Consider the following 12,231-nt stretch of genomic DNA (forward strand, 5'->3'; position numbering starts at 1 on the left):
CGTCAGCCGCCGGTCGCCGGCAGGACGGACCCGTGGTACTTGTCCTGGATGAACGTCCGCACCTCGGGCGAGAGGAGCAGCTTCGCGAGCTTCTTCACCCGTGGGTCGTCCTCGTCGCCGCGCTTCACGGCGAGGAGGTTGGCGTAGGGGTTGTCCTTCGCCGACTCCAGGAGGACCGCGTCCCTGGTGGGGCTGAGGCCCGCGTCCTGGGCGTAGTTGTTGTTGACGACCGCGGCGTCCACGTCGTCGAGCGAGCGGGGCAGCTGCGCGGCTTCCAGCTCCCGGAACTTCAGGTGCCGGGGGTTGGACGTGACGTCCGCGGGGGACGCGTCGGTGCCGGCGCCGGCCTTCAGTCCGATGACGCCGCCCGCGGCCAGCAGCTTGAGGGCGCGGCCCTCGTTGGTGATGTCGTTCGGCACGGCGACGGTGGCTCCGTCGGCGAGCTCGGTGACCTTCTTCGCCTTGTGGGAGTAGACGCCCATGGGCGGCAGGTAGGGCTTGACCACGGGGACGAGGTCGGTGCCCTTGGACTTGTTGAAGTCGTCCAGGTAGGGCTGGTTCTGGTAGAGGTTCGCGTCCAGCTCGCCCTCCTGGAGGGCGGTGTTCGGCAGGACGTAGTCCGTGAACTCCTTGATCTCCAGCTTCAGGCCGGCCTTGGCGGCGAGGTGGTCCTTGACGTAGGTGAGCACCTCGCCGGCCGGGACGGCGGTGGCGCCGACGACGAGGGTGTCGTCCTCGCCACCGCCCTTGCCGGAGTCCGTGCCGGAGCCGCAGGCGGTCAGGCCGAGGGCCAGGGCCGCGACGGCGATGACGGACATGCGCATCGGTTCGGTCCCCTCGGGGCTCAGAAGGACGGGATGACCGAGCCCTGGTACTTGTCCTCGATGAACTTCTTGACCTCGGGCGAGGTGAGGAGCTTGGCGAGCTTCTTCACGCGCGGGTCCTTCTCGTTGCCCTCCTTGACCGCGAGGAAGTTGCCGTACGGGCTGTTCTTCGCGGACTCCAGGACCAGGGCGTCCTGGGCGGGCTTGATGCCGGCGGAGATGGCGTAGTTGCCGTTGATCACGGCCGCGTCCACGTCGTCCAGGGAGCGCGCGGTCTGGGCCGCCTCGACCTCCTTGAACTTGAGGTCCTTGGGGTTCTTGGTGATGTCCTGCGGGGTCGCCTCGGTGCCGACGCCGTCCTTGAGGGTGATGAGCCCGTTGGCGGCGAGCAGCTTCAGGGCGCGGGCCTCGTTGACGGCGTCGTTCGGGACGGCGATGGTCGCACCGCTCTTGAGGGCGTCGGCCTTCTTGACCTTGTGGGAGTACAGGCCGAGCGGCTCCAGGTGCACCGTGACGACGGGCGCGATGTGGGTGCCGCGCTTCTTGTTGAAGTCGTCGAGGTACGGCTGGTTCTGGAAGTAGTTGGCGTCCACCGAACCGTCCTCGGTCGCCGTGTTCGGCGTGATGTAGTCGGTGAACTCCTTGACCTCCAGGTCGAGGCCCGCCTTCTTCGCCAGCTTGTCCTTGACGAAGTTCAGGATCTCGGCGTGCGGGGTCGGGCTCGCGGCGACGACGAGCGGGCCGCTGTAGTCGGAGGAGGCGGAGTCCTTGTCCGAGCCGCAGGCGGTGAGCCCGAAGGTGACGGCTCCGGCGGCGAGGACGGCGGTGGTGAACTTGGCGGTGTTACGCACGAAAAGTGCCTTTCCTTAAGGGTGGTGCGACCCCGGATTCAGGGGCTGTCGGCGCGAAGCGCCGTCGTTGAGGGGTGGTGGTCGGGTGACGGGTGGGCGAACGGGGAACTCTGCGGAAGCTCAGGCGACCTTGCTGACGTCGGCCGCCGCCGGCTCCTGGGCCTTCAGCAGGCGGAGCTTGGGCGCCGGGCCCGACCGGCCGCCCCGGCTGTGCAGGGTGCGGGCCGCGAAGTCGCCGGCGAACTGGATGAGGGAGATGGCGACGGCGAGGACCGCGACGGTGATCCACATGAGCTCGGTCTCGAAGCGCTGGTAGCCGTAGCGGACGGCGAGGTCGCCGAGGCCGCCGCCGCCGACGGTGCCGGCCATGGCGGAGTAGCCGATGAGGGCGATGAGCGTGGTCGTGGTGGAGGCGATCAGCGAGGGCAGGGCCTCGGGGATCAGGACCTTGCGGACGACCGTCCAGGTGTTGCCGCCCATGGACTGCACCGCCTCGACCAGGCCGTGGTCCACTTCGCGGACGGCCGTCTCGACCAGGCGGGCGAAGAAGGGGATGCCGCCGATGGCGAGCGGCACGATCGCGGCGGTGGTGCCGATGGTCGTGCCGGTGACCCAGCGGGTGAAGCTCATCAGCGCGACCATCAGGATGATGAACGGCATGGACCGGCCGATGTTCACGACCTGGCCGACCACCTTGTTGGCGACGACGTTCTGGACCAGGCCGCCCCGGTCGGTGACGACGAGGAGGAGGCCCAGCGGGAGGCCGGCCGCGACGGCGATCAGGGTGGACCAGAGCACCATCGTGAGCGTCTCGGAACACGCCTGGGACAGCAGCGGCTGCATCTCGGACCAGGTCACTTGGCACCTTCCTTCACCAGCAGGGCCTCCTGGCCCACCACGTCGATCTGCAGGCCCTGTTCGCGCAGGAAGCCGACCGGCACCACGTTGTCCTCGTAGCGGCCGGGCAGTTCGATGCGCATGCGGCCGATCTGGAGGCCGCCGACGGTGTCGATGGCGGCGCCGAGGATCGATATGTCGATGTTGTAGGTGCGCGAGAGCTGGGAGATGACGGGCTGGGTGGCGGCCTCGCCGTGGAAGGTGATGTCGAGGACGGTCCGGTCGGTGCCGGTGGCCTCGCCGCCGACGGGGAACAGCGCGGCGGCCAGCTCCGAGCCCGGGGTGGCCAGCAGCTCGCTGACCGTGCCGGACTCCACGATCCGGCCCTTCTCCATCAGGGCGGCGGAGTCGCAGATCGACTTCACCACGTCCATCTCGTGGGTGATGAGCAGGACGGTCAGGCCGAGCTGCCGGTTCAGGTCGCGCAGCAGCTGGAGGATGGAGCGGGTGGTCTCCGGGTCGAGGGCGCTGGTGGCCTCGTCGGAGAGCAGGACCTTGGGGTCGCCGGCGAGGGCGCGGGCGATGCCGACGCGCTGCTTCTGGCCGCCGGAGAGCTGGGCGGGGTAGGCCTTCGCCTTGTCGGCGAGGCCGACCAGGTCGAGCAGCTCCAGCGCCTTGCGGGAGCGGGTCCGGCCGGACTGGCCGAGGATCTCCAGCGGCAGTTCGACGTTGTCCTGCACGGTCCGCGAGGACAGCAGGTTGAAGTGCTGGAAGACCATGCCGATCCGGCTGCGGGCCCGGCGCAGTTCCCGGCCGGCGCGCGGGCCGCGCCCGGCCAGGGCGGTGAGGTCCTGCCCGGCGACGGTCACGGTGCCGGAGGTGGGGCGCTCCAGCAGGTTGACGCAGCGGATGAGCGAGGACTTTCCGGCGCCGGACTGGCCGATGACGCCGTAGACCTCGCCTTCGCGGACGTGAAGATCGACGCCGTCGAGGGCGGTGACCTCACGGCCGCGGGAGCGGTAGACCTTGGTCAGGCCCGAGGTGGTGATCACGTGGGTTTCCGTCACTGTCGAGTGCGCGGGCGTGGGTGTGCCCGGGCACGGGTGCATGCGGTTCCGGCATGGGGAGATGGATGTGCGTCTCGTACGGCCTACGGCGCACGGACATGCCACGGGTCTCGCTTCGGGGCGCGAGGCTCAGCTGATGCGGGGGCCCTCTAGAAGGCGCACATTCGACACATCAGGCGACACATACAACGAGCACCGGGCGTCAGGGTCGCCTCGGTCGCAAAGGTGCGGCAGCTCGTCGTGGTCATGTGAGAAGTAAAGCAGACGAACGGTCCTGACCCGCCGCCTCTGTCCGCATGGTGGACAGCCGCGGACAGGGGTGACGGGATGCCCGGCCACCCTCGGTGACCTGCGCTCTCCCGCCCTTCACCAGCGCGGACAAGGCCGAGGGGGCCTCTGCACCAGGTCGGCGTCCGGCCCGGCCGCCCGGTGGGCTGTGGCCAATGCCACGGTGGTCACGCCGGCCGCGACGGGCCGGGCCACTGCCTTCCGGCACCGGGCGGGCGGGACCCCGCCGCGTACGGCGGGGGCGGCGGCGATGGGCTGTTTCCGCCGTAATAAGGTCACGGCATGCTCAATGCCCTGACGCTGGTGACCGGGGTCGCCGCGCTGTTGCTCGCCGCCTGGTGCGGCTGGGCCGCGTATCGCGACCAGCCGACGAAGGACTGGCACTTCATCGGCATGGCCGTGGTGTCGCTGCTGGCCCTGGTCCAGCTGGTGATCGGGGTCGTGCAGCTGGCGCGGGGCGAGAAGCCGGAGCAGGGCACGACGATCTTCGTGGCCTATCTGCTGGGCGCGTTCGCGTGCGTTCCGGCGGCGGGCTTCATGTCGCTGGCCGAGCGGACCCGCTGGGGTTCGGTGACGGTGGCCGCCGGCGGTGTGGTGCTGGCCGTGCTGGAAGTGCGGCTCTTCGACATCTGGGGAGGCTGAGGTGACGGCGGCACAGGAGAAGCCGGCCCGTTTGATCAGCGGGCCGGGCATGCTGCTCGTCTGGTTCTACGGCGTGATGGTGGTCGGCGCGGTGTCGCGGTCCGCCTACCAGATCTCCACGGAGTTCGACCGGGCGCCGCTCGCGTACTCCCTGTCCGCCGTGGCCGGCGTGGTCTACGGGTTCATCACGTACACGCTGGTGCGCGGCGGGGAGACGGCGCGCCGGGCGGCACTGGTGTGCTGTGCGGCGGAGCTCGCGGGCGTGCTGATCGTCGGTACGTGGACCTTGATCGAGCCGTCCGCGTTCCCGGACGCGACGGTGTGGTCGAAGTACGGGATGGGGTACGTCTTCATTCCCGTGCTCCTGCCGCTCTCCGCGATGTACTGGTTGCGGAAGGCGCCCGCCCTGCGGGGTGCCTGAGGGCTGTCGGCGGGCGCCTCGCCTCACGCCGTCTGCGCGTACGCGCCCGCCTGCTTCTCCAGGATGATCATCTCCACGCCGTCGGCGCCCTTGGCCCGGCCGACCGTCTCGTAGCCGGACCGGCGGTACAGCCGGAGGTTGCCCTCGCTGCGGTGGCCGGTGAAGAGGCGGAACCTGGTGGCGCCGCGCTCGTCCGCCAGCGCGGCCTCGGCCGTGCGCAGCAGCCTCGCGCCGATGCCGTGGCCCTGGAGGCGGGGGTGGACGCAGAGCTTGCCGATGGCCGCGGCGCCGTCCTCGGTGACCTTGCCGCGCACCGAGCCGACCACCTCGTCGCCGAGCCGGGCGACGAAGACGCAGTCGGCCGCGACCTCCTGACGGACTGATTCCAGGCTCTGCACGAGCGGGTCGATGCGGTAGTTGCCGTACAGCGCCGCCTCGCTCTGGAAGCACAGGTACTGGAGCCGGAAGATCTGCTCCGCGTCCTGTTCGGTCGCCACCGAGATGGTCACGCTCATGCCCATGTGCGCATGCCTCCCGCTCACCTGATCATCTGTCGTCCCCCACTCCTATCCCCGCGCTTCGCACGCCGCAACCTCCGGCGTGAGCAATCGGCGCAGACATCCCAGACATCGGGAACGTTCCGGGCCGAGACTGCCCTGTGAGATACCCAACTCCCCCGCGATCTCCCGGTAGGTGAGGTCCTTCGGCGAGAGCAGCGCCTCGATCAGACGGGGGCAGCGGCCGGGCAGGCGGCGGACCGCGTCCCGCAGGGCGCGGTAGCGGGCGGCGGTCAGGACGTGCTGTTCCGGCCCGGGCCGGAGGTCGTCGGCCGGGTCGGTGCCGTACGGCCGTTCAAGGCGGACGGTGCGGCGGGTGCGGCGGGCCTCGGCGCGGACGGCCTTGCGCAGCCAGCCGTGCGGGTCCGGCGGCGGCCCGTCGGTCTCCAGCCGCTCCAGGAGCCGGAGCCAGACGGCCTGCTCCAGGTCGCCCGGTTCGCCTCCCCCGGCATATGCCTCGGCGGAGGCCTCGGCGGTGAGCAGGGGATGCAGCGCGGCTACCAGGTCGTGCGTCATATGCGGAACGACGAGCCGCCCCGGCGGCGGGTTGCCGGGGCGGCGTGCAGTCAGCCCGAACGGAGTGCCGGGAGGTGCTGCGGTTGACGGCCAGGGCGCCAAGGGACGTCCGGACGGGCCGTCAGTCCTTCAGGAAGTCGGCGCGGGCCAGCAGTCCGGTGTCGGCGTTGTCGGTGAAGACGCCGTCGATCCCGGTCGCGAGGTACGTCTTGAATGCGCCGAAGACATCGCCGTAGGCGTCGGCCGCGGTGCCCTTGCGGTACTCGGCCGGCAGGAAGGGGTTCTCGTTGCGCATCGTGTACGGGTGCAGGATCAGGCCGACCTTGTGCGCGTCGGAGACCAGCGTGGTCGGCTCGGCCAGCGTGCCGTCCGCCTTCTTCGGGATGATCAGGTCCAGCGTCGGGCCGATGCCCTGGGCGTAACCGGCGATCTCGCGCAGGCCCTTGGGCGTGACGAGGTCGGCGACCGTACGCGGGTCGTTCGCCTCGACGAAGTCGTACGGGCGGCTGTTCGCCGAGGAGAGCAGGACGACGAGCGGGTTGTCGACCAGCCGGTTCAGCCGCTCGATGCTGGTGGGCTCGAAGGACTGGAGGATGACCGGGGAGTTCCGGCCGTCCTTGCCGTACTTGCGCAGGAGCTTGGCCACCCGCTCCTCCAGGCCGAGGCCCAGCTTGCGGAAGTAGGTGGGGTGCTTGGTCTCGGGGTAGATCCAGACCTGCTTGCCGCGCTTGCGGGTCTGCTCGTCCTGCCACCGCAGGACCTCTTCGAAGGTGGGGATCTCCCAGCGGCCGTTGTAGAGGGTGTTGTGCGGCCGGTTGGCCGGGATGCGCTCGACGGCGCGCAGCGTCTTCAGCTCGGCGAGCGTGAAGTCCTCGGTGAACCAGCCGGTGGTGGGGACCCCGTCGAGCACCTTGGTGGTCCTGCGGTCGGCGAACTCCGGGTGGGAGGCGACGTCCGTCGTGCCGCCGATCTCCGGCTCGTGCCGGCAGACCAGGTGACCGTCCTTGGTGGGCACCAGGTCGCCCGCCTCGACCACGTCGGCGCCCAGGTCCAGGGCCAGCTCGTACGAGCCGAAGGTGTGTTCGGGGCGGTAGCCGCTGGCACCCCGGTGGCCGATGATCGTCGGCACCGGCAGGCTCTTCAGCCCGCCGCCCCCGTGTCCGGCCGTCCGGGCCTCGGCCGCCCGGGCCGTGCCGGACAGTCCGAGGACCGCTCCGCCCGCGCCGAGCACCGCGGCGCCGAGGAGCGCCCGCCGTCCCGTTCCCCGCGTCTGCTCGTTCGCCTGGTCGCTGTCCATGAGCACCCTCCTGCCGCCTTCGTCCGTCGGTGCGGCCCGATCGTAGGGGCGTGCACATGACGAGAGGGAGGCCCCGGTCCGAACACCCGGGTGCGGTCGGATGTCCTGCGAACGGCGGAAGGTGACGGGCCGTCGGAGGCGGCCGCCCCCCGGCCGGCGCGATGTCCGTCACACCGTCGCAAGGCCGTTACCCGCCGTCCTCCGCGCGCCACCGCAGGTAAACCCGCGTCAACAGTTCGTAAGACCTCGGTGAACCGCGCGTCCCCGATGTGCGCACGGCCCGGCGCCGCGAGTAATGTCCTCACCTGCACAGACTCATATCGCCCCCTTTGACATCGGAGGACCCGTTGTCCCGCTTCGCGCTCATCAAGGCAGTGCTCGGACCGATCATGCGCCTGATGTTCCGCCCACAGGTGGAGGGCGTGGAGCACATCCCCGGGGACGGCCCGGTGATTCTGGCCGGTAATCACCTCACGTTCATCGACTCGATCGTGCTGCCCCTGGTCACCAAGCGGCAGGTGTTCTTCATCGGCAAGGACGAGTACGTCACCGGCAAGGGCGTCAAGGGCCGGCTGATGGCGTGGTTCTTCACCGGCGTCGGCATGATCCCGGTGGACCGGGACGGGGCGAGCGGCGGGGTCGCCGCGCTGATGACCGGACGGCGGATCCTGGAGGAGGGCAAGATCTTCGGGATCTACCCGGAGGGCACGCGGTCGCCCGACGGGCGCCTGTACCGGGGCCGTACCGGTATCGCCCGCCTCACCCTGATGACCGGCGCTCCGGTGGTGCCGTTCGCCATGATCGGCACGGACAAGCTCCAGCCCGGCGGCCGGGGCATCCCGCGGCCCGGCCGGGTCACCGTCCGGTTCGGCGAGCCCATGGAGTTCTCGCGGTACGACGGCATGGACCGGGACCGGTACGTGCTGCGGGCGGTGACGGACTCGGTGATGGCCGAGGTGATGCGGCTGTCCGGGCAGGAGTACGTGGACATGTACGCCACGAAGGCCAAGGCCGCCTAAACCCTCTGACGGACCGGCGTGGCACCCGCTTGCGTCCGCCTGCCGGTGGAATCTGCCGCCGACACATCGGGCATTCGGCCGTATCAGGCGGCCATATGACCACACAACATGTCTGATTCAGACATGTCCAAACCTTCTCGGCGTACTCTGCTCCGTACCCCGATCGCCGTCGCCGGCGCGGGACTCCTGGCAGCCTGCACCAGCTCCGGTTCCGAGCCCAGTTCCGGCCCCCAACACATGAACGGCGGGGAGAAGTTCGTCCCGGCCGGACCCCGGGGGTACGTCAACCCGTCGGATCCGGAAGTGCTGGCCGCCGAGCGGAAACGCGGGTCCGGCCGCGAACGCACCTTCAGCTTCACCGCCGCCGAGGCCAAGCTGGACCTGGGCGGGCGGGCCGTCCGCACCTGGGCGTACAACGAGGAGGTACCGGGCCCGCTGGTGCGGGTCACGGCCGGTGACGTGCTCGACCTGACGCTCGCCAACCGGCTGCCCGCCACGACCACGCTGCACTCCCACGGGGTGCGGCTGCGCTGCGACATGGACGGCGTGCCGGACCTGACCCAGCGGGCCATCCACCCCGGGACCGACTTCCGCTACCGCTTCGTCGCCGAGCATCCCGGCACCTACCTGCTCCACTCGCACGTGGGCATGCAGCCGGACCGGGCACTGTACGCGCCGCTCATCGTCGACGACCCCAAGGAGCCCCTCGCCTACGACAAGGAGTGGGTCGTGGTCCTGGACGACTGGCTCGACGGCGTCGAGGGCTCCACGCCCGAGGGCGTCCTGAGCCAGCTCAAGCCCGGCGGCGCCATGGACATGGGGAGCATGGCCATGGGGCCCGGCCACGGTGGCCCGAGCGCTCACCGGTCGGACGCGCACGCGTCGGCGTCCAAGAAGTCCGCGGGGAAGTCCACGGGCCCCAACCGGGTGCTGCACGACTCCCACAGCCGCATGCTGCACGGCGAGGGCGGCAGCGTCGCCTACCCGTACTACCTGGTCAACGGGCGCCTGCCCGACAACCCGTCGGTGTTCCGCTGCCGCCCCGGCGACCGGGTGCGGCTGCGCATCATCAACGCCGGTTCCGAGACCGCCTTCCGGGTCGCGCTGGGCGACCACGCGATGACCGTCACCCACACCGACGGCTATCCCGTGAAGCACAAGAGGACCGACGCACTCCTCGTCGGCATGGCGGAGCGGTACGACGTGCTGATCACCGCCCGGGACGGGGTCTTCCCCCTGGTCGCACTGCCCGAGGGGAAGAAGGGCAGGGCCGTCGCCGTCCTGCGCACCGGCAAGGGGAGCAAGAACCTTCCCCCGGCCGACGTCCACCCCGACGAACTCGACGGCAACACCCTGCCCGCGCGCCGTCTCCTGCCCGACGACTCCGTGGCCCTCGCCGACCGGGACCCCGACCGGGAGATCCGCATCAGGATCACCGGCACCATGCAGAAGTTCGACTGGGGGTTCGACCACAAGCCCTACTCCCCGCAGCAGCGCCACCCGGTCCGCGCCGGTGAGCGGGTGCGGCTCACCCTCATCAACGCCACGGGCATGTGGCATCCGATGCATCTGCACGGACACACGTTCTCGATGACGGGCCTGGATTCCGTGGGCGCGCGCAAGGACACCGCGATGGTGCTGCCGCACCGGAAGCTGGTGATCGACTTCGACGCCGACAATCCGGGGCTGTGGATGCTGCACTGTCACAACCAGTACCACTCGGAGAGCGGGATGATGACGGTGCTGGGTTACAAGCGCTGAGTCGCGGGGTGGTCCGGACGTGTTGCGGGGGCGGCCGCGCCGCGGCTCGTCGCGCTCCTGGTCGGCCGGATCACCCTGCGCCTTCCAGCGTCTGGTCGTTCAGCAGGAACCACGCCGCCGCCGACGCCGTCAGGAGGACCGCCGCTCCCGCTCCGGAGGCCAGGTGGAGGCCGTGGACGAAGCTGTCCCGGGCCGCGTCCAGCAGGGCCGCCGCCTGGGGCGGGGAGAGGTGCGCCGCCGCCTCCACCGCCGCGCCCAGGGACTCGTGGGCGCCGGCCGGGGTGCCGGACGGGCCCGTGAAGCCGCGGTAGACGCCGGTCACGATGGACCCCAGCAGCGCGATGCCCAGGGCGGCGCCCAGTTCGTACGCCGTCTCGGACACCGCCGAGGCCGCGCCCGCCTGGTCCTTGGGGACGCTGGAGAGGATGACGTCGGCGGTCACCGTGAAGGAGAAGCCCGCGCCGACGCCCACGACCAGCAGGGCGGCGCCGAGGACCGGGTAGCCGGTGGACGCGCCGAGCGTCGTCAGCGCGGCCAGGGCGATGCCGACCGCGGCCAGGCCGCCGGAGACCACCGCGCGGACCGAGAAGCGCCGGGCGGCGCGGCCCGCGAACAGACCGGCCGTCACCGCGCCCACCGCCGCGGGAAGTTCCGCAAGTCCGGCCTCGAACGGGCGTCGGCCCTGGACGAGTTGCAGGTACTGGGAGAGGAAGAACACCAGGCCCGACATGCCGAGGACGGTCAGCAGGTCGGCGAGGACCGCTCCGCTGAAGCCACGGCGCCGGAACAGCCGCATGTCCAGCAGCGGGACCGGCATGGTCAGCTGACGGTGGACGAAGCCGTACAGGGCCGCCGCGCCCAGCAGGGCGGTGCCGAGGGTCGTCCCGGTGAGGCCGTGCGTGGCGGCCTCCTTGACCGCGTAGACCAGGGCGATCATGCCGACCAGCGAGAGCAGGACGCTGCTCAGGTCCCAGGGCCCCGGGTCGGGGTTGCGGGACTCGGGCAGGGTGCGGATGCCGACCAGCACCAGGACCGCCATCACCGGCAGGTTGATCAGGAAGACCGACCCCCACCAGAAGTGCTCGAGGAGGAGTCCGCCGACGATCGGGCCGACGGCCGTACCGGCGGAGGCGGTGGCGCCCCAGACGCCGACGGCGAGGCTGCGCTCGCGCGGGTCGTGGAAGATGTTGCGGATCAGGGCCAGGGTGGCGGGCATCAGGGTCGCTCCGGCGACGCCGAGCAGCGCCCGGGCCAGGATCATCAGTTCCGGTGTCGTCGCGTAGGCGCCCAGCACGGACAGCGCGCCGAACGCCGTGGCCCCGCACAGCAGGATCCGCTTGCGGCCGATGCGGTCGCCGAGGCTGCCCATGGAGACCAGCAGACCGGCGATGACGAAGGAGTAGACGTCGCCGATCCACAGCAGCTGGGTGCCGGAGGGGTTCAGGTCTTCGCTGATGTAGGGGGTCGCCAGGCCGAGGACGGTGGCGTCGACGGCCACCAGCAGCACGGCCAGGACGAGGACGGACAGCGCGAGCCAGCGGCCCGGGCGCTTCACCGCCTCGGTCGCGTCGGCCGGCCGCAGGGTGCTGGTCATGCTTCCTCTCTTCGCAGGGCGCCGCCGAGCAACAGCTCGGCGATCATGGTCGGGAAGTCCCGGGAGGCCACACGGCCGTCCAGGGTGGCCCAGGCGCAGGAGGCGATCAGCCCGTACAGCGCCTCCGTGAGCCAGACCGGGCTGAGGTCGATGCGGAACTCGCCGTCGCGCTGTCCGCGCTGGAAAAGGGCGCCTATCCGGGCGTCCAGGCGCTGCCAGCCCTCGTTCTGCCGGTCGCCCTCCCACAGCTGGTTCTCGCCGTAGAGGAACGCGAGCAGTCCGGCGGCCGGCTGGATCTCGCGGACGAGCCTGCGGACGGCCTCGGCGGCGGACCCCTCCTCCGGCCTGGCCCGGTCCAGCGCGCCCTCGCACTCCGCGATGCCGAGCTGCTCCAGCGCCCGGACGAGCGCGTCCCGGCCGGCGAAGTGGCGGTGCAGCGTGGCCCGGCTGATCCCGGCGGCCTTGGCGACCTCGTCCATGGTCGCGGTGGACTTGCGGGTCAGCAGGGCGGCGGCACTGCGCAGCACGTGGTCACGATCGAGGGCCATGAGACAACA

At 70.9% G+C, this 12,231-nt stretch carries 13 protein-coding genes; 4 read left to right on the forward strand and 9 right to left on the reverse strand.

Going from position 1 to position 12,231, the window contains the following annotated elements; genetic code table 11:
• Positions 1 to 2 precede the first annotated feature (2 nt).
• The 4 genes from OO52_RS27670 to OO52_RS27685 form a co-directional block, all read right to left on the reverse strand.
• Positions 3 to 824: a MetQ/NlpA family ABC transporter substrate-binding protein gene (locus tag OO52_RS27670; protein WP_030654885.1), complete on the reverse strand. Its 822-nt coding sequence runs from the start codon at positions 822 to 824 to the stop codon at positions 3 to 5.
• 20 nt (positions 825 to 844) lie between these two features.
• Positions 845 to 1,675, reverse strand: a complete 831-nt coding sequence (locus OO52_RS27675; RefSeq protein WP_030654883.1) for a MetQ/NlpA family ABC transporter substrate-binding protein — start codon at positions 1,673 to 1,675, stop codon at positions 845 to 847.
• Positions 1,676 to 1,795: 120 nt separating this feature from the next.
• Positions 1,796 to 2,533: a methionine ABC transporter permease gene (locus OO52_RS27680; RefSeq protein WP_030654881.1), complete on the reverse strand. Its 738-nt coding sequence runs from the start codon at positions 2,531 to 2,533 to the stop codon at positions 1,796 to 1,798.
• Positions 2,530 to 3,564 carry a methionine ABC transporter ATP-binding protein gene (locus OO52_RS27685; protein ID WP_030654878.1) on the reverse strand — a complete coding sequence of 345 codons (1,035 nt, stop codon included), beginning with the start codon at positions 3,562 to 3,564 and terminating at the stop codon, positions 2,530 to 2,532. The genes OO52_RS27680 and OO52_RS27685 overlap by 4 nt, the downstream gene beginning before the upstream one ends.
• Before the next feature lie 585 nt (positions 3,565 to 4,149).
• On the opposite strand from OO52_RS27685, the gene OO52_RS27690 reads away from it, so the two are divergent.
• Together OO52_RS27690 and OO52_RS27695 are read left to right on the forward strand one after the other, a co-directional pair.
• Entirely contained in the window at positions 4,150 to 4,509 is a 360-nt protein-coding gene (locus OO52_RS27690; RefSeq protein ID WP_030654875.1) for a hypothetical protein, read from the forward strand.
• A 1-nt stretch (position 4,510) separates the two neighbouring features.
• A complete protein-coding gene (locus OO52_RS27695) occupies positions 4,511 to 4,930 on the forward strand; it encodes a hypothetical protein (RefSeq protein ID WP_030654872.1) in 420 nt (139 codons plus the stop codon).
• A 23-nt stretch (positions 4,931 to 4,953) separates the two neighbouring features.
• Here OO52_RS27695 and OO52_RS27700 read toward each other — a convergent pair whose 3' ends face one another.
• The 3 genes from OO52_RS27700 to OO52_RS27710 form a co-directional block, all read right to left on the reverse strand.
• The gene (locus OO52_RS27700; protein ID WP_030654869.1) at positions 4,954 to 5,451 is read right to left on the reverse strand and encodes a GNAT family N-acetyltransferase; all 498 of its coding nucleotides are present in this window, start codon (positions 5,449 to 5,451) and stop codon (positions 4,954 to 4,956) included.
• A 45-nt stretch (positions 5,452 to 5,496) separates the two neighbouring features.
• A complete protein-coding gene (locus OO52_RS27705) occupies positions 5,497 to 6,003 on the reverse strand; it encodes a sigma-70 family RNA polymerase sigma factor (protein WP_030654865.1) in 507 nt (168 codons plus the stop codon).
• A gap of 121 nt (positions 6,004 to 6,124) precedes the next feature.
• Positions 6,125 to 7,300 (reverse strand): glycerophosphodiester phosphodiesterase, encoded by a 1,176-nt coding sequence (locus tag OO52_RS27710; RefSeq protein WP_030654863.1) that lies wholly within the window; start codon positions 7,298 to 7,300, stop codon positions 6,125 to 6,127.
• 329 nt (positions 7,301 to 7,629) lie between these two features.
• On the opposite strand from OO52_RS27710, the gene OO52_RS27715 reads away from it, so the two are divergent.
• A complete protein-coding gene (locus OO52_RS27715) occupies positions 7,630 to 8,319 on the forward strand; it encodes a lysophospholipid acyltransferase family protein (protein ID WP_078629573.1) in 690 nt (229 codons plus the stop codon).
• 123 nt (positions 8,320 to 8,442) lie between these two features.
• A complete protein-coding gene (locus OO52_RS27720) occupies positions 8,443 to 10,080 on the forward strand; it encodes a multicopper oxidase family protein (RefSeq protein ID WP_030654857.1) in 1,638 nt (545 codons plus the stop codon).
• A gap of 70 nt (positions 10,081 to 10,150) precedes the next feature.
• Here the strand turns inward: OO52_RS27720 and OO52_RS27725 are convergent, their stop codons facing one another.
• Both OO52_RS27725 and OO52_RS27730 read right to left on the reverse strand, forming a co-directional pair.
• Positions 10,151 to 11,674, reverse strand: coding sequence for an MFS transporter (locus OO52_RS27725; protein WP_030654855.1), 1,524 nt, complete (start codon positions 11,672 to 11,674; stop codon positions 10,151 to 10,153).
• Positions 11,671 to 12,222, reverse strand: a complete 552-nt coding sequence (locus OO52_RS27730; RefSeq protein ID WP_030654851.1) for a TetR/AcrR family transcriptional regulator — start codon at positions 12,220 to 12,222, stop codon at positions 11,671 to 11,673. Before OO52_RS27730 ends, OO52_RS27725 begins: the two co-directional genes overlap by 4 nt.
• Between the last annotated feature and the right edge of the window lie 9 nt (positions 12,223 to 12,231).

Origin of the sequence: Streptomyces flaveolus (genome assembly GCF_000716535.1) — a bacterium.
Classification (GTDB): Bacteria; Actinomycetota; Actinomycetes; order Streptomycetales; family Streptomycetaceae; genus Streptomyces; species Streptomyces flaveolus_A.

Bases quoted from the DNA above. Each gene is read 5' to 3' on its own strand.
- OO52_RS27670 (WP_030654885.1), bottom strand. From the start codon at position 824: ATGCGCATGTCCGTCATCGCCGTCGCGGCCCTGGCCCTCGGCCTGACC.
- OO52_RS27690 (WP_030654875.1), top strand. From the start codon at position 4,150: ATGCTCAATGCCCTGACGCTGGTGACCGGGGTCGCCGCGCTGTTGCTC.
- OO52_RS27700 (WP_030654869.1), bottom strand. From the start codon at position 5,451: ATGGGCATGAGCGTGACCATCTCGGTGGCGACCGAACAGGACGCGGAG.
- OO52_RS27705 (WP_030654865.1), bottom strand. From the start codon at position 6,003: ATGACGCACGACCTGGTAGCCGCGCTGCATCCCCTGCTCACCGCCGAG.
- OO52_RS27710 (WP_030654863.1), bottom strand. From the start codon at position 7,300: ATGGACAGCGACCAGGCGAACGAGCAGACGCGGGGAACGGGACGGCGG.
- OO52_RS27720 (WP_030654857.1), top strand. From the start codon at position 8,443: ATGTCCAAACCTTCTCGGCGTACTCTGCTCCGTACCCCGATCGCCGTC.
- OO52_RS27725 (WP_030654855.1), bottom strand. From the start codon at position 11,674: ATGACCAGCACCCTGCGGCCGGCCGACGCGACCGAGGCGGTGAAGCGC.
- OO52_RS27730 (WP_030654851.1), bottom strand. From the start codon at position 12,222: ATGGCCCTCGATCGTGACCACGTGCTGCGCAGTGCCGCCGCCCTGCTG.